14 protein-coding genes and 1 pseudogene are annotated in these 22,831 nt (G+C 73.6%); 1 reads left to right on the top strand and 14 read right to left on the bottom strand.

Features of this window, described 5'->3' with window-relative positions:
• The 3 genes and pseudogenes from ACFW9Z_RS02930 to ACFW9Z_RS02920 form a co-directional block, all read right to left on the bottom strand.
• Nucleotides 1-1,690, bottom strand: a pseudogene (locus ACFW9Z_RS02930) (ABC transporter permease); the annotation flags it as partial.
• A gap of 1 nt (nucleotide 1,691) precedes the next feature.
• Complete coding sequence (locus ACFW9Z_RS02925; RefSeq protein ID WP_384633307.1) at nucleotides 1,692-5,003, bottom strand: FtsX-like permease family protein; 3,312 nt, start codon at nucleotides 5,001-5,003, stop codon at nucleotides 1,692-1,694.
• A 221-nt stretch (nucleotides 5,004-5,224) separates the two neighbouring features.
• Complete coding sequence (locus ACFW9Z_RS02920; RefSeq protein WP_384633305.1) at nucleotides 5,225-5,629, bottom strand: globin; 405 nt, start codon at nucleotides 5,627-5,629, stop codon at nucleotides 5,225-5,227.
• A gap of 110 nt (nucleotides 5,630-5,739) precedes the next feature.
• Between ACFW9Z_RS02920 and ACFW9Z_RS02915 the strand changes: the two genes are divergently transcribed.
• Nucleotides 5,740-6,846, top strand: coding sequence for a methyltransferase domain-containing protein (locus ACFW9Z_RS02915; RefSeq protein ID WP_384633303.1), 1,107 nt, complete (start codon nucleotides 5,740-5,742; stop codon nucleotides 6,844-6,846).
• Between the two features lie 24 nt (nucleotides 6,847-6,870).
• Here ACFW9Z_RS02915 and ACFW9Z_RS02910 read toward each other — a convergent pair whose 3' ends face one another.
• The 11 genes from ACFW9Z_RS02910 to ACFW9Z_RS02860 form a co-directional block, all read right to left on the bottom strand.
• Nucleotides 6,871-8,310 carry an FHA domain-containing protein gene (locus tag ACFW9Z_RS02910; protein WP_384633300.1) on the bottom strand — a complete coding sequence of 480 codons (1,440 nt, stop codon included), beginning with the start codon at nucleotides 8,308-8,310 and terminating at the stop codon, nucleotides 6,871-6,873.
• A gap of 82 nt (nucleotides 8,311-8,392) precedes the next feature.
• Complete coding sequence (locus tag ACFW9Z_RS02905) at nucleotides 8,393-9,754, bottom strand: VWA domain-containing protein (protein ID WP_384633297.1); 1,362 nt, start codon at nucleotides 9,752-9,754, stop codon at nucleotides 8,393-8,395.
• 81 nt (nucleotides 9,755-9,835) lie between these two features.
• Nucleotides 9,836-11,437 (bottom strand): PP2C family serine/threonine-protein phosphatase, encoded by a 1,602-nt coding sequence (locus tag ACFW9Z_RS02900; protein WP_384633294.1) that lies wholly within the window; start codon nucleotides 11,435-11,437, stop codon nucleotides 9,836-9,838.
• A 2-nt stretch (nucleotides 11,438-11,439) separates the two neighbouring features.
• Nucleotides 11,440-14,346 carry a tetratricopeptide repeat protein gene (locus ACFW9Z_RS02895; protein WP_384633291.1) on the bottom strand — a complete coding sequence of 969 codons (2,907 nt, stop codon included), beginning with the start codon at nucleotides 14,344-14,346 and terminating at the stop codon, nucleotides 11,440-11,442.
• Nucleotides 14,343-15,719 (bottom strand): hypothetical protein, encoded by a 1,377-nt coding sequence (locus ACFW9Z_RS02890; protein ID WP_384633288.1) that lies wholly within the window; start codon nucleotides 15,717-15,719, stop codon nucleotides 14,343-14,345. Before ACFW9Z_RS02890 ends, ACFW9Z_RS02895 begins: the two co-directional genes overlap by 4 nt.
• 101 nt (nucleotides 15,720-15,820) lie before the next feature.
• A complete protein-coding gene (locus tag ACFW9Z_RS02885) occupies nucleotides 15,821-16,792 on the bottom strand; it encodes a glutamate ABC transporter substrate-binding protein (RefSeq protein ID WP_384633390.1) in 972 nt (323 codons plus the stop codon).
• A gap of 113 nt (nucleotides 16,793-16,905) precedes the next feature.
• On the bottom strand, nucleotides 16,906-18,309 hold the full coding sequence (locus ACFW9Z_RS02880; protein ID WP_384633285.1) for a hypothetical protein: 1,404 nt from the start codon (nucleotides 18,307-18,309) through the stop codon (nucleotides 16,906-16,908).
• Nucleotides 18,310-18,753: 444 nt separating this feature from the next.
• The gene (locus tag ACFW9Z_RS02875; RefSeq protein WP_384633283.1) at nucleotides 18,754-19,728 is read right to left on the bottom strand and encodes an N-acetylglucosamine kinase; all 975 of its coding nucleotides are present in this window, start codon (nucleotides 19,726-19,728) and stop codon (nucleotides 18,754-18,756) included.
• The gene (locus ACFW9Z_RS02870; protein WP_384633281.1) at nucleotides 19,719-20,984 is read right to left on the bottom strand and encodes a 6-phospho-beta-glucosidase; all 1,266 of its coding nucleotides are present in this window, start codon (nucleotides 20,982-20,984) and stop codon (nucleotides 19,719-19,721) included. The genes ACFW9Z_RS02875 and ACFW9Z_RS02870 overlap by 10 nt, the downstream gene beginning before the upstream one ends.
• A gap of 2 nt (nucleotides 20,985-20,986) precedes the next feature.
• Entirely contained in the window at nucleotides 20,987-21,886 is a 900-nt protein-coding gene (locus ACFW9Z_RS02865; protein ID WP_384633278.1) for a carbohydrate ABC transporter permease, read from the bottom strand.
• A 3-nt stretch (nucleotides 21,887-21,889) separates the two neighbouring features.
• Complete coding sequence (locus ACFW9Z_RS02860) at nucleotides 21,890-22,831, bottom strand: carbohydrate ABC transporter permease (RefSeq protein ID WP_384633275.1); 942 nt, start codon at nucleotides 22,829-22,831, stop codon at nucleotides 21,890-21,892.

Here is a 22,831-nt window from a genome sequence, read left to right as displayed (position 1 = left end):
CCACCGAGCCGCCGAACGCCGCCGTGGCCAGCGCCAGCAGCAGGGCGAGCAGCGGAAGCGCCCCGCTGCCCTGGGCACGGCCCGCACGGGCCAGCGAGAGGAAGCCGATCGCCCCGCGCAGCCGCGCCATGGGGCGCGCGGCGAGCCGCAGGGGCAGCGGGTAGAGACGTACCAGGACGAGCGCCGCGATCAGCGCGACCAGCACGGGCGCGGCGCTGACCAGCAGGTCGGTGCCGCCCTCGGCCGACGTACCGCGCCGGAGCAGCGCCGTCACGGCGCCGACCGCCAGGACGAGCAGGGTCAGTTCGAGGACGGTACGCCGACGGGACGGGCGGGCGCTCACCATGTCCTCGCGCGCGCCGTGCAGCGTGGGCCGGATGTGCTGGAGCGTCGTGCGCAGGGGGATGGCGACGCAGACGAGGACCCCGACGCCCGCCGCCGCCAGCGCTCCCGGCCACCACCGGCCCTCGCTCACGGCGAGTACCGCGAGCAGCAGCCCGAGCGCGGCCGCCGGAAGTACGGTCACCGCGGTCTCCGCGAGCAGCCGCCCGCCGATGCCCCGCAGGGAGCCGCCCCGCGAGCGCAGCAGAGCCAGCTCGCCGCGGCGGCGGGCGCCGGTGAGGGCGCCCGTCATCAGCAGGACGACGGCGGCCACGGCGCCGATCCCGATTCCGGCGACCGCGATCACGGGGCTGATCGCCTCGCGCATCCGGGCGTTGCCCTCCACGACATCGTCGAGTCCGGTGGAGACCACGGCGGTGCCCCCGGCGACCTCCCGCACTTCGAGCAGCCTGGGGCCGCTCTCCAGGGAGGCGATGACGGACCGCAGCCGGGCACCGTCCGGTCCGGTCAGTGGTGCCGGGTCGGGCGGGATACGCCAGTAGAGGGCGGGCTCGGCGGCCGTGCCCAGGAGCACCGGGCCGGCGTCCTCGGCCAGCAGCACCGAGCCGACCCAGTAGTGCTGGGGGACGGGCTTCGTGGGGTCCGGGACGAGGGAGGGGGAGCGCAGCAGCGGATCGGCGGACCAGTAGCTGCCCTGCGGGTCGCGCGGGGCGACGATGCCGGTGATCCGTACGGTGATGTGCTCGTTGTCCGCGGTGGGCAACGCGATGGTCGCGCCGACCTTCACCTTCAGCTCGTGCGCCGTCTCCTCGGTGACCACGCCCTCCACCTCACGGGAGTCCGCCGTCACCGCGCCCGGCGCCGTCGGCCAGGCCCCGGAGCTGAGCGTGGCGTGCTTCTTCAGCCCCGTCTGCGCCGCGTAGGTGAGCTGCGGCGGAAGCGCCTCGGGCCGCGGCAGCCAGGGTTCGGCCGCCACGATCGCCTTCGTGGAGCGCACTCCGTACGCGACGGACGACGCGTCGGCGCGCAGCGGTGCGGGCAGCGCCTTCAGCAGCTTGCCGCCGACGCGTTCCAGCTCGTGGGCGCGCATCTGGGCCTCCCGCTGGTCCTGCGGCAGGTCGAGACCGGGCTGCGGGGCGGCGACCTCCACGACGCTGCGGCTCGCGTCCGCCGTCCGGATGTCGTGGCGCAGCCCCCTCGTCTCGTACGCGTCCACCGCACGCGGGAACGCGGCGGCGAGGAACGCCGTCACCAGCACCAGCACCGCGAGGGCCGCCGCCGCACCGGGCGCGGTGCGCAGCCGGGTACGTATCCACGGGGCGTTGGCCGCCCGATTGCCGTCACTCATGTCAGTGCTCCCCCTGGTGGCGCAGCGTCACGGCCGGGTCGCCGCGGCGGAGGGCGATCGTCGCGACGATCACGAGCGGCAGGGCGGCGACCCCGGCCAGCAGGACCGCGACCTGCCCCACCGGCAGCTCCACCAGCACCGGCGGAACGGGCCGCTCCGCCTGCCCGGTCAGCACGATGAGCGGGACGACGGCCCGGGTCAGCACCGTGCCGAGGGCCGCCCCGATCAGCAGGGCGAGGGCGATCAGCACGCCTTGTTCGGCGGCGATCATCCGGGCCAGCTTGCGGCGCGGTGCGCCGAGCGCCCGCAGGACGCCGAGCTCCGCCGACCGTTCGCGCCGGGACCCGGAGGCGCTGACCGCGAAGCCGACGGCGGCCAGCGCGGCGGCGACCACGGCGACGGCCGGGAGCGCGGACTGCGGTCCCGCCCCCAGCGGGTCGTCGACCAGCCGCTGGGCGGCCTCCTCGCGGACCAGGACCTGGGCCGGGTCGATGTCCGGCAGGGCGCGCAGGGCCGAGGCCACCTTCGCGGCGTCGCCGGGGGCGGTGCTCAGCCACCATTCGGTCACCTCGACGGAGGCGCCGGGCCGCTCGGCGAGGAGATCGGTCACGGCCTTGAGGTCGAGCAGCAGCCCACCGCCGCCCGCCGACGCGTCCGACGGGTTGCTGAGCTCCCCGGTGCCGGTGGTCGGCAACTGCCGCACCGCCTTCACCAGGGTCACCCGGACCGTGTTCCCGGCCACGGTGAGGTCGACCTTGTCACCCAGCTTCGCGCCCGTGCTCTCCAGGTACGCGTCCGTCGCCACCGCCTTCAACGGCGCGGCCCGCGGCCTCTCCGCCCCGACCCGCAGGGTGGTGGTCGAGTCCCCGGGGAAATCTTCGTTCCACCCCTCGTTCTCGTACGTGAAGACCGGGGCGCCCAGCGTTCCGCCCGGCACCGGAGGCTTCCCCGTCCGCCCCTTGCCGTCCCCGCTGGTCTTCACCACGGCCTGCCAGCGCAGGCCGCCGGAGGGCTCCACCGCACGTTCGTCGCCCGCCGCGGTGACCACCCGGATACCGCTCACCGCGACCCGGCGCTGCTCGGTGCGGAACTGCGGCGGTGCGCCGTCCACCTCGAAGCCGGTAACGGACAGGCCCGCCGCCGACACCGGGATCGATACCGGCAGTGTGCGGCCGTCGACGGGCACGGGGCCGGTCACGACCCGGTGGTGGAGGCCGAACCGGTCCTCCAGGAGCACGGTGAACACCGGCGGCTGGTCCTTCATCCAGAGGTCGGCGTCGATGTCGGTGGGCCTCGGCGGCGGGTCCGTGGTGATCCGCAGGTCCAGCTTCAGCAGGGTGCTGTCCTCGGGCAGGAGGAGACCGGTGCGGGGGCCGGGCTTCGGGGCTATCGCCTCGAACATCTCGCGGCCGGTCCCGTCGGTGAGGTCGGGGCGGATCAGCATCCGCTCGTCCGCGTGCGCGGTGTCCAGGACGACGACCTCGGCCTTGCGCCCGCCGGAGACCTCCACCTCGGTCCGGTAGGCCGGGGCCGCTTCACGTACGCCCTCCAGCGCACGGTAGGCACCGGCTGTGGCCGGGCTGCTTCCGTGGGTGCCCACGAGCCGGACCGATGCGCCGGAGCCGAAGTCGGCCTGGTCGGCCTGCGAGCGGTTCCAGGAGGCGCCCTGCCCGATCGCCAGCATGCCCATCGCGACCGACAGGACCAGCAGCAGCACCGGTCCCGCGCCGCGCAGGGGGCGTCGGCTGAACTGCCAGCCCGCCAGCGCGACGGGCAGCCCGCGGCCCCTGGCCGCCCACCGTTCGGCGAGCTTCGCGGCGGGCGGCAGCAGACGGAGCGTGAGGACCGTTCCGGCGAGCAGGGCCAGCGCCGGGGCGACGACCAGCAGGGGGTCGATCCCGAGGTTGCCGTCCTGGTCGCCGCTGAGCGCCCCGCTGCCGGACTTCGTGGTCTGCCGGTCGAGCTGCCAGTACGCCACCGCCGCGATCAGCAGCAGCCCGAGGTCGGCGCCCGCCCGTACCGGCCCCGGCAGGGAAGCCGCCCGGGCCTTGCGGCCGCCCGCCCCGCCCGCCCCGGCCGTCAGCGACGGCGCCACCACGGCCAGGGCGCAGGCCAGCGCGACGGCGGCGGAGACCAGCCACACGGTGCCGGTCGTGGCCCCGCCGATCTCCAGCCCGATCCGGGAGAGGGTGCTGTGCTCGGCCAGCAGCCCGGTCAGCGGCCCCGCGAGCAGGGGGGCGATCACGGCGGCGGGCACGGCGAGCAGCAGCGCCTCGACGGCCGCCAGCGAGGTGATCCGGCCCCGGGAACCGCCCCGGGCCCGCAGCAGTTCGCGTTCCCCGTCGCGCTCGCTGTTCAGCAGCCGGGCCACGAGCAGCAGCGCGTACGCCGCGAGCAGCACCAGCTGTACCGCGACGATCATCAGCGTGGAGCGGGAGACCAGCAGCGCCCGGTCGAGCTGGTCGAGCACGGTGGGCAGCGACGTCCGCGCGGTGAGCCCGGACGCGAACACGGGCGCGGCGGCCAGGGCCTTGGGGGCCTCGGAGGAGGCCCGGTGCAGGTCCGCCATGGAACCGGTGGTCAGCGTGGAGAAGTCGGCGGTGGCCAGCCAGGCGGTGTCCCCCTTGCCGAGGGCGCCGGAGGTGAGGACCGCGGGGTCGGTGAGCAGGGGACCGTACGTCGTGAAGGCGAGCTTGCGCACCCCGCGCCCGCCCAGCGGGTCGAGCTGCCAGTACGGGTCGGACCGGTCGGCGGCCTCGTAGACGCCGGTGATCAGGACCTTCTGCGGCTTGCCGCGCAGCCGGTCGGTGACGGTGAGCCGGGCGCCCGGCTTCAGCTTCAGCGTCTCGGCGGCGACGGTGGGCAGGGCCACCTGGACCGGCCCGGTGCCCCCGGCGGCGGGCGCCTTGCCCTCGGTGATCCGGATCCGGCCGGGGTCCAGGGCGGCGAAGTGGGTGAGGTCCGGCTCGCCGCGCCGGGCGGCCGGGTCCTGGAGGCTGCGCGGCAGCGCGTACGAGGGGGAGCTCTCCAGCTTCCCCACCGTCACGGGCAGCCCGTCGAAGGCGTCGCGGGCGGCCTTGCGGACGGTGTCATCGGCCTCCGCGCGCTGTTCGTGGTCGACCGAGGCGGAGACGGAGAGGGCCGCGGAGGCGGCCGACCCGTGGGTGAGCGAGTGGCGCAGGGCCGCGTCGCCCACGGAACCGGAGAACGAGGTGAGCGCGGCCAGCACGGAAGTGGTCAGCAGGACGGCGAGGACGGCTGCGGACAGCAGAAGGCGATGAGCCCTCACCCGCAGAAGGACAAAAACCGTCACCTGATCCCCCACCCCGTGAACACCGCATACACACGCCCCCCGACGTAACGGTGATGCTTTCAGAGGCGACAGGGTTCTGGTAACCGCTTACCGGTACACCTTGATCCGATCGTGATCGTTATCCGGAGGAGGAACATCGAATTGCGGAGGCATTCCGGAGATATTTCGGTGGCATCCCTGAGGAATTCGGAGGTATTCAGGGGTATTACGGTCGGAAGTGATCAGTCGGCGGTGTTGACCATCGAGGCGGCGGCGTACGTGAGGTAGTCCCACAGCTGCCGCTCGTGCTCGGGCGCCAGCTCCAGCTCGTCCACCGCGACCCGCATATGGGCCAGCCAGGCGTCATGGGCCGCCCGGTCCACCCGGAACGGGGCGTGCCGCATCCGCAGCCTCGGGTGGCCCCGGTGGTCGCTGTAGGTGCGCGGGCCGCCCCAGTACTGCATCAGGAACAGGGCGAAGCGCTCCTCGGCCGGGCCCAGGTCCTCCTCCGGGTACATCGGCCGCAGCAGCTCGTCGCCCGCGACCCCCTCGTAGAAGCGGCGGACCAGGCGCCGGAAGGTCTCCTCGCCGCCGACCTGCTCGTAGAAGGTCTGCTCCTGAAGCGTGTCGCGCGGAATCTCTGTCACCCGTCCATGGTCGCAGACGCACCGGCGGAGGTCAGGGGTCCTAGGACCAATGGCCCGGACCGCGGCGGCGACGACTCGCCTCCGCCGTCCCGCCGCAGGAGAGTGGAGGCATGGGTGCACACCCGGAAAGCTCCGACCGTCCCTACGACCCCGAGGCCGATCCCGGGGTCGATCCGGGGGCCTCCTCCTCCGAGGCCGGTCCCGAGGCCGGTCCCGGGGCCGGTCCCGAGGCCGATCCCGGGGCCTCCGCCGAAGCCGACCCCGAGGCCGACGAGGCGCGACAGGCGCTGGTGCGGGGCATCGTCGCGCAGGGCGGGCTGACCGACCCCGCCTGGCGTGCGGCCTTCGAAGAGGTGGAGCGCCATGTGTTCGTGCCGTACTACTACGTGCACGGCATCCGGGGCTACGAGCGCCTCTGGGGCGAGGACCCCGATCCCGTACGGCGCCGACGCTGGCTGCGCGGGGTGTACGGGGACGAGGCGCTGGCCACCCGGATGCGGGACGGCGAACTCATCTCGTCCTCCAGCCAGCCCTCGCTGATGGCCCTGATGCTGGAGGCCCTGGACGTACGGGACGGGCAGAGCGTCCTGGAGATCGGCACCGGCCCCGGCTACAACGCGGCGCTGCTCTCCCACCGGCTCGGCGACGCGGCGGTGACCAGCGTCGATCTGGACCCGGAGATCACGGAGTCGGCCCGCGCCCATCTTGCCGCCGCCGGGTACCGCCCGACGGTCGTCACCGCCGACGGGGCCCGGGGCTGCCCGCAGCAAGCCCCGTACGACCGGATCATCGCGACCTGCACGCTGCCCTCCGTACCGCCCGCCTGGCCGGAGCAGTGCTCCCCGGGGGCGCTCATCCTGGCCCCCGTCGCGACCGGACTCGTCCTGCTGGAGGTGGGCGCGACGGCGCACGGCCCGCGCGCCGAGGGGCACTTCCTGCACACCCCGGCGTACTTCGTGCCCCTGCGCGGGGCCTCACCGCTGACCGAACCGGCCGCGCGCCCCGGCGGAGTGCCGAGGCGCGCGATCGGGGACGAGCTCTTCCGGTTCCTGCTGACCCTGACGGCGGGCAGCCTCGACCCGCACGAGGCCCTCTCCCTCTGGGAGCGCGAGGAGCGCCCGCAGCGGGAGAGGTACGGCGTCACGGTCGCGGACGGCGGGCAGTGGGCCTGGCTGGACGACCCGCGGGGGCCGTACACCTGGCCCCTGGGAGGCTGATCTCCGGCTCGTCGAGGACGGGTCTCAGTCCCGGCGGATCGTGATCGTCGTCCACGCCCCGACGTGCACCTGGTCGCCGTCCTGGAGGGGGACGGGGACGTACGGCTGGATCGGGTCCTCGGCGCCGTTGAGCGTGGTGCCGTTGGTGGACTTCTGGTCGACCACCGCCCAGCCGCCGTCCGGCTGCTGGACCAGCACCGCGTGCTGGTGGGAGACGCCCGGGTCCTCCGGCGGCACCGACAGGTCGATGTCGGGGGACTCGCCCGTGCTGTGCCGGCGGCGGCCGATGGTGACCTGGCTCCCGGTGAGCGGCAGGCGCTGCTCGGGGGAGTACGCGGGCAGGTTCAGCCCGGTCGCCTCGGGGCCGCTGCGCTGCATCATCGCCAGGAAGTACTCACGGTCCGGCGCGATGACGGCGGTCCAGGACACAGCCTGCTGCGGCTGGCCCTGACCGGGGCCTTGGCCGGGGCCTTGGCCGTGCTGCGGGCCGCCCTGGCCGAAGCCCTGGTCCTGGCCGCCCTGCTGGTAGCCCTGGTCCTGGCCGTACCCCTGGCTCTGGTCGGGGTGCCCGCCCGGGCCGCCCTGCTGCCGGCTCGGGTACGGGTCCTGCTGCTGGAACGCCTGGGGCGGCTGCGGCGCCTGTGCCTGGGAGGGCGGCGGCAGCATCCAGTCGTCGCCGCCACCGCCACCGTGCGGGGACTGCTGCTGCGGCGGGGCCGACTGCTGCCGGGACGGCGGGAAGGGCGAGGACTGCTGCGGCTCGAACGGCGAGGGGGCCGACTGCTGCTGGTGCGGGGGAGGCCCCTGCTGGAAGACGGGCGGGGGCGGCGGGCCGCCCTGCTGCTGGTTCTGCTGGTTCTGCTGGAACGCGGGCGGCGGGCCGCCGGGGCCGCCCTGGCCGCCGCGCTCGTCCTGGCCGCCGTGCCCGTTCTGCTCCGGGGCGAGCGGTTCGGCGGGACGGTTGACCTGCGAGGGGCGCGAGGCCTGGAACTCGAACGGGTCGTGCTGCGGGGACGCGCCGCCGGGACCGCCCTGACCGCCTTGGCCCTGCTGGTTCCCGGGACCGCCCTGGGACAGGAAGCCGGGCGGCAGGTTGAGACCGGGCGGCGGGCCACCAGGGCCTCCGGAGCCGCCGGGGCCTCCGGAGCCGCCGGGCGTCCCGTGCTGCGGGGCCAGCGGCGTGTACGAGGTCGCCGTGTTGGTGAGGAAGTTCCAGCGGCACTCCTCGCAGTACGGCGCCATCGCCTCGCGGGGCGTGCGGCACTGCGGGCAGAGCTCGGCCTGCATCGTCGGCGGACCGCCGTCGCCGCCGGCGGGCGGCGGGTAGCCGTAGCCGGGCGCGGGGGGCGGAGGAGGCGGCGGGGGCACGGCGCCCGCGGGGGCGCCCGTTCCGGTCATGCGGTGTCCGCAGACCTCGCACCAGTCCTCGGAACCCGACTGGTGTCCGTTCGGGCAGGTCGGCATGTCGGCGCTTCCCCCTCTCCTCGTCCGGCCCCGGGGGCCGTCATGCTGTCGATCGATCGTGACCGTTTGGCCACCGATGCTGCTACTTCTTGACGCGAACGGTCTTGGTCGAGCGCGTTTCGAGGGTCATCTCGTCCGCTTCCGCGACCTTCGCCTTCAGTCGCACAGTACCTGTCGCCGCATCGACGACGTCGACCACCTTCGAAAGCAGTTTCGCAGTGTCCTGGTTCCCGGACGCCGAGGCCAGTTGCACCGCACGGCCCAGCTTCGCCGTCGCCCCGTCGAAGTCGCCCGACTTGCGGGCGTCCAGCCCCTGCTGGATGACCTGGGCCAGCTCCGCCTGCCCCGTGTAGTGCGCGACCTGCGGGTTGATCGAGGTCGACGCCACCATGTCGTCCGTCCACACCGCCCGGACGAGCCCCTGCGAGAGGACCTGCGGAGCGGCCGCGCCCGAGGGGTCGGGCAGGATCAGCGAGACCCGGGCCGCCAGCATCTCCTGGCCGATCCCGGCCTCGGGGACCCGGACGCACACGTGGTAGTCGCGGGACTCGTCGCCCCAGGAACCGGTCGGGTAGTCCCCGGCGCGCGGGCCCGCCTCGGTGCGGCGGCCGGTCAGGTCCTCGACCGTGGGCGCCACCTGTTTCACGAACCGGATCTCCACCCCGACGGGCGTCCAGAGCCGCAGCGCCACATCCGCGACCTCCTTGCCCATCGCGTTCTCCATCATCCGCGTGAAGTCGGCGGCCAGATGCGAGGGGTCGGCGACGATGTCGGCGGTGCCGAGCAGCGCGGAGGCGATGGAGGTGACCTCCTTCACCTCCCAGTCGGTGCCCACGCCCCGGGCGTCACAGGTGAACCGCCCCGCGCAGGAGTCCAGCGCGGCCCGCAGGTCCTCGGGCGCCTCGTGCTCGTTGCGGCCGTCGGTCAGCAGGATGCCGTGGCGGATGTCGACATCGGCGGCGGCCAGCAGCCGGTCGGCCAGCCGCAGCCAGGTGCCGATCGCGGTGCCACCGCCCGCGCTCAGCTTCCGCAGGGCCTCCTTCGCCCGGGCCTTCGTCAGCGCGTCGGCGACCGCGAGCTGCCCGTTGCCCGGGTAGACCTCCTTGGCCACATGCGTCCCCGCGACCACCGAGAACCGGGTGCCCTCGCGCAGGGTGTCGATGGCCGCCGCCGTCGCGTCGCGCGCGTTGCGCATCTTCGTGGGCGGGTAGTCCATCGAACCGGAACAGTCGACCATCAGCACCACCGCGGCGTTCGCCGCCTGCCCCGGCCCGTACCCGGAGGAGGCCGCCGCACCGGCCAGCGGGATACCGCCGGTGGTGCCGCCGCCCGTCGAGGTGACGGTGACGATCGCGTTGACCTCGCGGCCGCCCTCGGGCAGGAACGCGTTCTGGTACACCTCGACGGAGAACTGCGGCACGTTCGACTTGGAGAAATTGGCCATCGGATCGGCTCCTCGAAGCTCCACACGGACAGGGGGCAGTGACCCGGACAGAGAAGGTGACGCGGCTCGGTGCGCGGCGGCTCACACCGTCTCGCTTGCCGATCCTGCCCCTTGCGGCTCCACGGCGAACGGCAGCAGAGCCACTGTTACGTTGTCGTGGCCCCCGCCGTCGAGCGCGTGGCCGACGAGCACCTGGGCACCGTGCAGCGGGCGCCGGTGAGCCTCCGGAGGCACGGCGGCGGCCATCTCCTCGGCGGATTCCGCGTAGTTCCACAGGCCGTCCGTGCAGACCACCACCAGACCGGGGCGGTCCGGCTTGAACGAGGCGGTGTGCGGCTCCAGTTCGTAGGAGTCGGCGCCGAGCCAGCCGGTGATGGCGTGGGCGCGCTCGTCCGCGTACGCCTCCGTCTCGTTCATCAGGCCCGCCGCCACCATCTGCGCGGCCCAGGAGTCGTCCTCGGTGAGCCGGGCGGGCGGGCCCGAACGGTCGTCCGGCACCCAGTAGACCCGGCTGTCGCCGACCCAGCCGACGACCAGCAGACCGCCCGCCATGATCGCGCCGACCAGGGTGCAGGCCGGGGCGTTCTGATGGCGGTGCGCCTCGGGCCCGGCGGCCCCCGGCTGGACCTGGGCCAGGGCGTTGACGGCCTCGGACGCGGCGACGATCGCCTCGTGCATGGCCTGTTGCGGGTGTGTGCCGCGCGGCAGGGACTCCAGCAGCGCCTCGTTGGCGGCGACCGCGGCGGCGGCCGACGCCTCGTCGGGCCGGCTCGCGGAGGAGACGCCGTCGCAGACGATCGCGACGACGGCGGGCGAACCGTCCGGCAGCGCGGTCGAGGAGACCGCGAAGGAGTCCTCGTTACGGTGGTGGCGCAGGCCCCGGTCGCTGACGGCGGCCACCGAGCCGAGCTCCTGCTCCATGTGGTCGCGCTCGCGCGGCTGGGCGTGCCCGCAGTTCTCGCAGTACCCGTCGGGGTCGACCCGGCCCGACCGGCAGGCGACACAGACCTTCGTCCCGGCGGCGGGCGTCGGGGTGGGCTCCGCCGTACGGGGATCGGGAGCGGCCAACGCGAAGTCACCCGAGCCGTCGGGGACTTCGGCGCGAGCCTGCCCGGCACTCGCGCGTTCGGCGTGTGCGTGGGAGGGCTCCGCGGCGGCCGGGCCCGTCGCCGCCCGGTCGTCGTGGCGCACCGGGGGAGTCGTCGGCAGCGGCCTGCCGCCCGAGTCCGTACCGGGCAGGTCCGTCGCCCGGTGCACGGGCGCGGGCACGGCGGAACTGTCCACCTCGGAGGCGGCGGGCCACTGCACGGCCGCCGGGGGCGGCACGGGCGCGTCAGGCGCGTCGGGGGCGTGCGCGGGCGGGGTCGGGGGCGGCCCGGCAGGCGCGGGAGGGGCCGAAGCTGCTGGTGCTGCCGGGGGTGCGGTAGGTGTCGGCGGGGCCGCCTGGGGCCCGGTGGGTGCGGGCGCGGGCGTATGCCGGGCCGCCGGTGGTCCGGCGGGTGCGGGCGGAGCCGCTGGTGCCGCCGGGGGCACCGTGATGGCCATCGTCGGCCGGTCGTCGGGGCGGGTCGGCACGGCCGAGAGGTCGTAGCCGCACGCGCCGCAGAACCGGTCGCCCGAGGCCGGCGGCTCCTCGCAGCCGGGGCACCTCGCCAGGGCGGGCTGCTGGTGGCTCTCTGACATCTTCACACCCACGTCCGGGGGCGGAAACGGTTGGCCCGCTCCACCAGTTCGATCCTCTCGTCGCCCCGCTGCGCGAGCCGGGCGAGCATGCGGTACGAGCGCTCCAGGCCCAACCGCAGTCCCCGCTCGTCCAGTTCGGCGTCGAGCAGCTTCCGGACAGCCGGAGGTTCGTCGTCCGATTCGCCCGGCGGCGGGGCACCGGGACTACCGGAGAGTACCCAGTCCAGCGCCTTGCCCAGTACCTCGGTCGTCAACTGCTCGCGGCGCACCGGGTCCAGACCGAACCCGGTCAGCGCCGCCACCTGCGCCCCGGCGGCCGTCAGATCGGTCAGCAGGGGCTCGGCGGGGTCACGCTCCCGCAGCCGCGCGCGGACGGCGGCGACCCGGGCGGCGGTGTAGTGGATCGACGCCTCCGGCACCGACTCCAGGGAGTGCGCCGAACCCGACCGGTCACCGGCGGCGATCTGCACCCGGGCCAGCCCGAACGCGGCGCTCACGAAGCTCGGATCGGTCGCCCAGACCAGGCGGTAGTACTCGGCGGCGTTGTCCAGCTGGCCCAGCACCTCCGCGCAGATCCCCAGCGCCAGCTTGGGCGCGGGCTCCCCGGGGAACGCGTCGTACACCGCGTCGAAGGAGAGCGCCGCGATCTCGTGGTCACCGGTCACCAGCGAGGTGACGCCCCGGTACCAGACGACCCGCCAGTCGTCCGGGTGCCGCTCCTCCAGAGCGGTCAGCGCCCGGACGGCGGAGTCCAGCTCTCCCATCTCCAGCAGGGCCCACAACTCCCGCAGCCGGGTCTCCAGCGAGCCCACGGGGACCGCTCGCAGGGCCACGATCAGCTCGGCGGGGGCGGCGGCCATCAGCCCGGCGAGGAACCCCGCGTTCGGGTCGTTCGCGTCGACCCGGGGGACCGGCAGCGCCAGGGTGGTGGCCCGCGCGTCGAACAGGGCCAGCCGGACGCCCCCGGCCGCAGCCCCGAACGGGCCGTACGGGCCACCGGGGTTGACCTGCACGCCGGGGCCGGGCGCGGCGGGGCCGGGCGTGGCCTCCCGGGGCGCGGGGACCTGGGCGTGCGGGGGCGCGGGGGCGTGCGGCGGGGGTGCGTACGCCGCTGCCGGGCCGCCCGCCTGGGGACCGGCGTACGCACCGGAGCTCGCGCCCCCCTGCGGACCGCCCCGCACATGGGTCGCCGCCGCCGTCAGCGGAGCCGCCCCCGGCGCGGGCCACGCGCCCGTCCCCGGACCGGACGGCTGCCCGCCCACCGGCAGCGCCCCCGCCACCGCCGACGACACGGCCCCGGGAGCAACCGGCACCGCCCCGCCCTGACCCGGCACCACCCCGCCCTGCCCCGGAATCCCCGGCAGTGGCCCCGCACCGCCCTTGCGGCGGCCGAAGCGTCCGCCACGCCCCGAGGCTGCCGCCCGCGCGCCCAGCCGGGACACGTCGTCCACCTGCTCGGCGAACAACTCCGTGTCCGTCACCCGCAGTTCCGTACCGAACAGCGTCGAAAGCGCCGGTCTCGGCCGCCCGCTCTGGAGCGCCACGACCTCGCGCAGCACCCCCGTCAGCTGCTCGGCCATCTCGGAGGCGGAGGCGAACCGCTGGTCCGGGTCCGGGTCGGTGGCCCGGACCAGCAGGCGGTAGAACGACTCGTAGGTGCGGAACACCTCGATGTTGTCGGGGTCCGGCAGCGAGTCCACGAAGACGTTCGTGTACCCCTGGAAGTCGAAGGTGAGGACCGCCAGCGTCCGCGCCACCGTGTACAGGTCGGAGGCGACCGACGGGCCGACCTCGGCGACCTCGGGGGCCTGGTAGCCGACGGTGCCGTAGATGGCGGACTCGTCGTCGTCCATCCGGCGCACCGCGCCCATGTCGATCAGCTTGAGCTGGTCCTCGGTCTGGATCGCGTTGTCGACCTTGAAGTCGCAGTAGAGCAGGTTGCGGCTGTGCAGATGGCCGAGCGCCTCCAGCGCCTCGATCCCGTACGCGCAGGCCTGTTCGACCGGGAGCGGGTCGCGTTTGCCGGCCGGGGTGCGGCGCTGGTTGGCGATCTCCTTGAGCGCCTTGCCGCCGACGTACTCCATCACGATGTACCCGTCCAGCGAACCGGTCCGCTGGTCCAGGTGCTCCACGAAGTTGTAGATCCGCACGATGTTGGCGTGCTCGATCTCGGCGAGGAAGCGGCGCTCGGAGATGGCCGCCGCCATCGCGTCCTGGTCGCCGGTGTCCAGCAGGCCCTTGAGGACCACCCAGCGGTCCGAGACGGCCCGGTCCACCGCGAGGTAGACCCAGCCGAGCCCGCCGTGCGCCAGACAGCCCACCACCTCGTACTGGCCGTGCACGATGTCGCCGCCGGTCAGCTTCGGCACGAAGGAGTAGGGGTGGCCGCACTTGGTGCAGAACCCCTCGGTGCGGCCCGGCCGCTCCCCGCGCGAACGGCCCACCGGGGCCCCGCAGTCCGAGCGGGAACAGAACCGCTTGCGCTCGGGCACCTCCGGGTTCTCCATCACCGCCGTACGCGGGTCGGGCCGGGGCACGTCCGGGACCTGCACCAGGCCGACGCCGAGCCGGCCCCGGGTGGAGGAGGCGGCCGACGAGCCCGAGGAGCGCACCGAGACCGAACGGGAGGCGGAGGAGCCGGAGAGCGAGCGCGACAGCCGCCCCGACACCGAGCGCCGCGAGGTCGAGGAACGCGACGAGGACCGGGCGGAGGCGCGGGAGCCGGAGCGCTGCGAGGAGCTCTCGCGCCCGGCCGCCCGGCCGCCGCCCGCGATCCCGGTGGGCGGCGAGGAGACCATGCCCGTGGGCGAGACGACCGGGGCCAGGCCGCAGGTGTCGCAGTACAGCTCACCGCCGCCCATGTCCTCGTAGGCGCCCTCGCACGCCGGGCGCTGGCACTGCGTACTCATCGTGTCCCTCCCTGCTCGCCCGGACCGCTGCCGTCCGGCCCGCCGTCGCCCCGCCGGTCCTCGGGCCCCTCGGGCCGCTGCGGTGTCAGCAGCTCGGCCACCGCCTGCTGGTAGCGCAGCACGGTCTGTTCGGCCACCCGCAGATCGCACGGCGCGCTCCACAGCATCCGGCGCGCCACGTCGTACCGCTCGATCAGCAGCGGGTCCTCCGCCAGCCCGTGCCGGGCCACCTTCGCCTTGTACGCGTCCAGCCGGCCGCGCAGCTCCGCGCGGACCGCCAGCGGCGCCGTCACCGAGGTCAGCGACTCGCGGGCACGCAGCAGCTCGTCCTCGGCCTCCTCCTCCAGCGACTCCAGGAGGGGGGAGAGCCGGTGCCACTGGGCGCGCCTGCGGTACTCGGCCGCGGCGGCCAGCCGCTCCTGGAGGGCGGTCGGCGGCCCGCTGACGGCGGGCACCTCGGAGGCCGCGATCTTGGCCAGCACCTCGCCGCGCGCCGCCCGCGCCTCGGTCAGCGTGCGGTCGGCCCGCGAGAGGACGTCCCGCAGCCGCATCAGCCGCGCCTCGGCGTCCTGCCGCACCGCGAGCACCGCCTCGATCTCCCGCCGTACGTCCTCCAGGGCGCGGGCCGCCCGGTCGTAGCGGGAGGTGTCCGGGCGTCCGCCGCCGGGTGCGGCGCTGCCTGGCCCCGGCAGCCAGAACGCCAGCGGGTCGGAGATCACCTGGACCCGCAGCGTGGTGAGCTCCTCGGTGATCTCCTCCAGATCGTCCCCGGCCGGGTGTTCACCGGGCCGCACCCCGACCGAGTGGGCCAGCGAACGGGTCCGGTGCAGCTCGGCGGCGAGCAGGTCGATCCGGGCGGGCAGCGCCGACCAGACGGAGTCGGAGGCGACGACCATGTCCAGCGACCGGGCGTACAGCTCGTTCATCCGGGCCACCAGCTCCTGGAGCGAGAACCGCTCCGAGAGCAGGGCCGGGCCGGTGGCCGAAGAGGCCGGCACCGCACCCGGGTTGGCCACGGTGACCGCGTCCCCGCGCAGCAGCCCGGTCAGGGCGGCCAGGTCCTCCCGGTTGGGGTACCGGCGGCGCGCCCGTATCTCCCTGGCCTCCTCCAACGCGCCCGCGTAGGCGTCGAAATACCCCCACAGCAGCGTGATCGACTGCTCGGTCGTGGCCCAGCGCTCCCGGGTGAGGCCGGTCAGCTCGGCGCCCTCCAGGAGGCGGCGGCCCGCATGGTCCTGCAGGGCGAGGAGCGAGGTCTCGATGGCCTCGTGCTCCGCGCCGAGCCGGGCCAGCGCACGGTCCGCCTCGTCCCGGTCCATGACCGGGCCGGGGGGCCTCCCCGCGAAGCTGGGGAAGGATCCCGCGACACCCATCGATCACCTCTCCGCTCTCGCCGCCGGGCCGGTGGGCCCGGACGGGGTCAGTTGCTCCGGTCCTTCGTGCCCCGGTCCGTACGCGATCCGGCGCGCCGCCGTCACTCGCTGCGGTACTTGGGGTCCGGTGGCGCCGTGATGCCGGGGAGCCCGGCCGCCAGCCACTTGCGGTACGACACCATCCAGGCGCTGTCCTTCCCGCCCGCGCGGTAGTCCACCAGGACCTTGTTGACCCGGGCCACCAGGTCGTCCGCGCCCTTCTTCGCCGCGACGCCGTAGTACTCGGTGGTGAACGGCCCCGCGCCCTTGAGGGCCACCGCCGGATCCTGCGCGGCCTGCCCGGCGCCCAGGGCGTTGTCCGTGAGGACGGCGTCGACCTCGCCGAGCTGCAACCGGACCAGGCAGTCCAGCTGGTTGGGCACGGTCAGCCGGTCCGCGTCGCGCTCGGTGCCGTCGAACTCGTCCTTGAATATCGCCCCGTACGACTTCTTCTCCAGCGCCTCGTACGCGGTGGTGCCCTCGCCGGAGCAGACCCGCCGGCCCTTCAGCGATCCGTCGTACCCCGTGATGGGGGAGTCCTTGGGGGCCAGGATCTGCTGCCCGGTCTCGAAATAGGCGGTGGAGAAGGAGACCTGCTCCAGCCGCTTGCAGTTGATGGTCATCGTCCGCACGACGACATCGACCCGCTCGCTCTCCAGGGCGGCGATGCGCTGGTTGGTGGGGATGGCCCGGAAGATCACCGCGTTCGGGTCGCCGAGGATGTCCTTGGCCAGCGCCCGCACCAGGTCGATGTCGAACCCTTCGAGCTCACCGCTGTACGGGTTGCGGTAGCCCCAGCGGTAGCTGTTCTGGTCGACGCCCGCGACCAGCTTGCCGCGCGCCTTGATCTTCGCGATGCCCGGTCCGTCCGCCGCCGACGGCGGCAGGCTCGCCTCCGGATCGGTGCACGCCTCGGCCCGCACCGGGACCGTCGCCGCCGCGCTGCCCACCGGGCCCTCCCCGGCGCTCCCGCCCTCGTGCCGGGAGAGCGGCAGCAGGGTGAGCGCGGCGGTGATCACGCACGCCACCGCCATCCCCGCCACACCGCCCCAGCCGCGCAGCCGACCGCGCGGCCCGCCGCCCGGCGCGGAGCGGCGCCGCGCCCATGCCCAGGTCCGTGTCTTCGCCCCGGCCATCGCTGCCCCTCTCACCGGTACTCCGAGAGCCTGCGGTTGACCCCGAGGATCGCGGCGACCGCTCCCAGCACCGCCAGCGCGGCGGCCCCTGTCGGCAGCCCGCGCAGGGCCCCGCGCCCGTCCTCGGCGGCCGCGGTGAACTCGCCCTGCTCATGGGCGAGCGCCTTCCGCAGCGCGGTGTCCACCTGGTGGAAGGACTGCCCCGTGGAGTCCTCGGCCCCGATGATCTGCTTCAACGCACCGTCGTAGTCGCCCTGGTCGTCGGTGGCGCGGGCCTTGCGGTGGCGGTCCTGCCATTCGGCGACGCTCTTGGCGGCCTCGGCCACCGGAGCGCGCCCGCTGTCGTTGTCCGCGAGCCGCTCGGCCTTCTTCAGCTGTCCGTCGAGGGCCTTCATGCCCGTGGTGTAGTCCGTCTCGTACTGGTCGGCCGAGCCGTCGGCGGTCAGCACGGCGCCGCGCGCCACCAGGGTGAGATTCTCGTTGGCGCGCGCCTTCAGGGAGTTGATCCGCGCGTTGTTGAGGACATCGAGCGACTGCTGCCCGTGCACCATCGCCGAGCGCAGTTCGGCGCGGGCCACCGTGTGTCCCACCGCCAGCCAGAGCAGCACCACCGATGCGGCGGCCGTCGCCACCAGCAGCCCGTGGTTGAACACCCGGTTGGTACGGCGGTAGTTGCGGCGCTGCATCCACACCAGCGCACCCAGCACCACGAGCCCGGCGGCGAGCGAGAGGAAGGGCCACCGCCGGGCCTCGGCGGCGTCCCGGTCGAGCCGGCCCGTCTCCGCCGCGTACAGCCGCTCGGCGGCCGGCAGCAGCTCGGTGCTCATCTTCTGGTTGGCGTACCGGAGATAGGCGCCGCCCAGCGGCAGCCCCTGCCGGTTGTTGGCGCGGGCCCGCTCGATCAGACCGGTGTAGACGGGCAGCAGCTCGTTGAGCGTGGTGATCTCCTGCCCGGAGCTGGTCGAGGAGTCGGTGTTCGCCGCCGCCTTCACCAGCAGCCGGGCCGCTTCCTCGATGTCCTTGCGGTACTGCTCCAGCACGTCCTTGGGCTCCTGCGCCCCCGCGAGGAAGCCACTGGCCGCCATCGTGTCCGCGTCGGCGAGTGAGCGGTAGATGTTCGCCGCGTCCGCGCTGAGCGGCTGGCTGCGCCCCACCACGTCGTCGGCGGCCGAGGCCCGGTGCGAGATCTCCAGCGCGGTCACCGCCCCGAACGCCACGACCAGCAGCGCCAGGAGGGCCCCGATGATCTGGAGGCGGCCCGGCTCGGTCGTCGCCACGGCGCGCAGCCGACGGCTCTGCTCGGCCCAGGCGGACCGGCGCTGTGCGGGCAGGCGCTGTATGGGCAGGCCGGTGGGAGCGGGCGCCGGCTCCGGCGCGCGCTGCGTCTGCGGGCCGCCCTGCGGCAGCTGTGTCACTCGACCTCCCCCTCGGTCACTGACGGCGGACCGGACCCCGGCGCACGGCCAGAAGTATGGCCGCAGCCAAGGACATCCACATCAAGAACGCCTGGATCCTGTCATCGGTCAACGCATTCGATCAGGGCCGAAGCAGCCGATCAAGGCGATCGGCGCAAGGTGCCCCGATACATCCCCATAAGCGAAACCGGCACCGTCGCCGGGCTCTTCGCACCGCTCCGGGTCCGCCCCGAGCCTCCCCCGACCGTCCAGCCATCCCCACGCGTTGCGGACTCCCCATCAGGTACACGAGCGGGGCCCCCGATCGGTTCCCCGCCCGCTCGCGTTCCCCCGAACGAGGGGCGCCCGCCGCACGGACGCGACAGGGCACCTCGCCGCGCAGACGCGACAGGGCACCCCGCCGCACGCATGCGACAGGGCGCCCCCGACCCGGAGCCTCCGTGCTCAGGCGTACTGCTCCCGCAGCCGCCGGTGGACCTCCGGCGCCGCCCCCGTACGGTCCAGGCCCAGCAGCGCGGCCCCCAGCACCGGCGGTTCGGACACCACCCGCACCACCGCCTTCGGGGCGCGGGCCGCGAGCAGTTCGGCGATCCGGTCGTTCAGCTGCGGATGGCGCGCGGCCAGCACACTGCCGCCGAGCAGCACCGGCGCCTCCTCCTCCAGCAGTCCGAGGCGGGTCAGCGCCACCGACGCCATCGCCACCACCTCCTCGGCCAGCCGCTCCACCAGCGCGGCCGCCACCGCGTCCCCGGCGGCGCCCGTCGCGAACAGCACCGGCGTCAGCTCGTGGCGCCGGGTCAGGGGGATCGCGCCCCGGTGCAGCGCCTCGATCAGCGCGTACATCGAACCGAGCCCGAAGTGCCCCGGCAGCGTACGCACCAGCTCGGTCGGCTCGCCGCGCCCGTCCTCGGCGCGGGCGGCGAACCACAGCGCCTCCTCCGCCAGCCCCGAACCGCCGCCCCAGTCACCGGATATCCGGCCGATCGCGGGGAAGCGGGCGGTCCGCCCGTCCGGCACCATGCCCACGCAGTTGATCCCGGCCCCGCAGACCACCGCGACGCCCCGGGGCTCGTCCACCCCGGCGCGCAGGATCGCGAAGGTGTCGTTGCGCACCTCGACCGACGCGCCCCAGCCACGGGCCTCCAGCGCCTCGGTCAACTCGGCCTCCTCCACCGGAAGATCGGCGTTGGCGAGACAGGCGGAGACATGACCGAGGGCACCGGGCGGGGAGGTCAGGGAGGCGACGGCCCGCTCCAGCGCCGAGCCCAGTACGTCGAGCGCCGCGTCCACCCCCACCACGGGCGGCTGGAACCCCCCGCCGCGGGCCGTGGCGAGGACCGTGCCGTCCGTACCGATCAACGCCACATCGGTCTTGCTGTTGCCCGCGTCGACGGCGACGACCGAGACGTTCACGCCCACGCCAGGTGCTCCCGGTTGTGCGCGATCAGCCGGTCGGTGAGCTGGTCGGCGTAGTCGTACTGTCCGATCAGCGGATGGGCGAGCAGTGCCTTGAAGACCCGGTCCCGGCCTCCGCGCAGCGCGGCTTCCAGGGCGAGGTCCTCGTACGCCGTCACGTTGGCGATCAGACCGGCGTACAGCGGGTCCAGCGCCGGGACGGCCAGCGGCACCGCGCCCTCGTGGCCCACCCGGGCCTGCACCTCGATGACCGCGTCGTCCGGGAGGAACGGCAGCGTCCCGTTGTTGTACGTGTTCACCACCTGGACCGGTGAACCGCCGCCGCCCAGCAGGGAGGCCGCGAGGTCCACCGCCGCCTCCGAGTAGAACGCGCCGCCCCGCTTGGCGAGCAGCTCCGGCTTCTCGTCCAGCGTGGGGTCGCCGTACAGCGCCAGCAGCTCCTTCTCCATCGCCGCGACCTCGGCGGCCCGGGACGGCTTCGTCCCCAGCTCCCGTACGACCTCGTCGTGGGCGTAGAAGTAGCGCAGGTAGTACGAGGGCACGACACCGAGCCGGTCCACGAGCTTCCGTGGCATGTGCAGGTCGTCGGCGATCGCCTCGCCGTGCTCGGCCAGCAGCTTCGGCAGTACGTTCTCGCCGTCCGGGCCGCCCAGGCGCACGCCCAGCTCCCAGGTGAGGTGGTTGAGCCCCACATGGTCGAGGTGGACCTCGGAGGGGTTGACGTCCAGCAGCCGGGCGAACTTGCGCTGGAAGCCGATCGCCACGTTGCACAGCCCGACCGCCTTGTGCCCGGCCTGGAGCAGGGCGCGGGTGACGATGCCGACCGGGTTGGTGAAGTCGATGATCCAGGCGTCCGGGTTGGTGCGGCGCACCCGCTCGGCGATGTCCAGGACGACCGGCACGGTCCGCAGTGCCTTGGCGAGGCCGCCGGCGCCGGTGGTCTCCTGGCCGACGCAGCCGCACTCCAGCGGCCAGGTCTCGTCCTGGTTCCGCGCGGCCTGTCCGCCGACGCGCAACTGGAGGAGCACCGCGTCGGCTCCGGCCACGCCTGCGTCCAGGTCGGTCGTGGTGGTGATCCTCCCGGCGTGGTCCTGCTTGGCGAAGATCCGCCGGGCGAGGCCCCCGACCAGCTCCAGCCGGTCGGCCGCCGGGTCGACGAGGACGAGCTCCTCGACCGGCAGCGTGTCGCGCAACCGGGCGAACCCGTCGATCAGTTCAGGGGTGTAGGTGGATCCGCCACCCACTACTGCGAGCTTCATTATCAGCCCTTTACTCCGGTCAGTGTGACGCCCTCGACGAATGCCCTCTGGGCGAAGAAGAAGACGGCGATCACGGGGGCCATGACCAGAACGGTCGCGGCCATGGTCAGGTTCCAGTTGGTGTGGTGCGCGCCCTTGAAGGACTCCAGTCCGTAACTGAGGGTCCAGGCGGCCGGGTTCTCGGAGGCGTAGATCTGTGGTCCGAAGTAGTCGTTCCAGGCGGCGAAGAACTGGAAGAGGGCGATGGCCGCGATACCCGGCTTCGCCATCGGCAGGACGACCTTGATCAGCGTACGGAACTCACCGCAGCCGTCGACCTTGGCCGCGTCCAGGTATTCGTTCGGGATGGTCAGAAGAAACTGCCGCAGCAGGAAGATGGAGAACGCGTCACCGAACGCCATCGGGATGATCAGCGGCCACAGCGTGCCGGAGAGGTCCATCTGCTTCGCCCAGAACAGGTACATGGGGATGATCACGACCTGCGGCGGCAGCATCATCATGGAGATGACGAGCATCAGCGACAGCTTGCGGCCCCGGAAGCGGAACTTCGCCAGCGCGTACGCCACCGGGATCGACGACACCACGGTGAGTACGGTGCCGAGCCCCGCGTAAAGGAGGGTGTTGCGCCACCAGATGAGGAAGCCCGGTGTCTCGAAGACCTGTTTGTAGTTGCCCCACTCCCAGGTGTTGGGGGTGAGATCGCGGGTCAGCGCCTGCTGGTCGCTCATCAGCGAGGTGAGGACCACGAAGACGAACGGCAGCACGAAGAAGAGCGCGGCGGCGACCCCGAGCGAGTGGACGGCTATCCAGTGCAGCAGCGCCTTGCGGCGCGCGGTGCGGGCGGCGGGCGTCGGCGGGTCGGCCGCAAGAGGTGCGCCGGGCTTGTCGAGGAGTTGGGTCATGGCTCAGTCACCGGCCTGGATCAGGTTGTTGCGGCCCCGCATGAGCAGCGCGGTGAAGGCCATGGCCAGGGCGAACAGGATGAGGGCGACGACACAGGCGGCGCCGTAGTCGAAGCGCTGGAAGCCGAGGTTGTAGACGAGCTGGGGGAGCGTCAGTGTCGACTTGTCGGGGTAGCCGGGTTCGAAGGACTGGCCGGAGCCGCCGATGACCCCGGAGGCGACCTTTCCGGCGACGAGTGGCTGGGTGTAGTACTGCATCGCCTGGATGACGCCCGTCACCACCGCGAACAGCACGATCGGCGAGATGTTCGGCAGCGTCACGAAGCGGAACTTCTGCCAGGCGGAGGCACCGTCGAGCTCGGCCGCCTCGTACTGCTCGGTCGGCACGTCCAGCAGCGAGGCCATGAAGATGACCATCAGGTCCCCGATGCCCCAGACCGCGAGCATGGTGAGGGCCGGTTTGGACCAGGTGGCGTCGTTGAACCAGCCGGGCGTGGGCAGCCCCAGGTCCCCGAGGATGGAGTTGACGGGCCCGGTGCCTGGGTTGAGCAGGAAGACGAAGGCGAGCGTCGCGGCGACCGGCGGGGCCAGGTAGGGCAGGTAGAACAGCGTCCGGAAGACGCCCGTACCCGTCTTGATCTTTGTGATCAGCAGGCCGATCCCGAGCCCGAAGACGACCCGGCAGGTGACCATGACGACCACCAGCCAGAGCGTGTTCCACAGGGACGGCCAGAACATCGGGTAGTTCTCGAAGACGTACGTCCAGTTCGTCAGCCCGTTGAAGACCGGCGCCCCGAACCCGTCGTACTCCGTGAAGGAGAAGTAGACCGTCGAGACCATCGGGTACGCGAAGAAGACCGAGAACCCGATCAGCCACGGCGACATGAAGGCCGCGTTCCGCAGCGCCGATCTGCGGCGCTTGGAGCGGAGTGTGTGCGTCGTCAT

Source organism: Streptomyces sp. NPDC059452 (assembly GCF_042750035.1).
GTDB lineage: Bacteria > Actinomycetota > Actinomycetes > Streptomycetales > Streptomycetaceae > Streptomyces.
The sequence above is the reverse complement of the archived record's forward strand: the minus strand, read 5'-3'. Positions and strand labels throughout refer to the sequence as shown.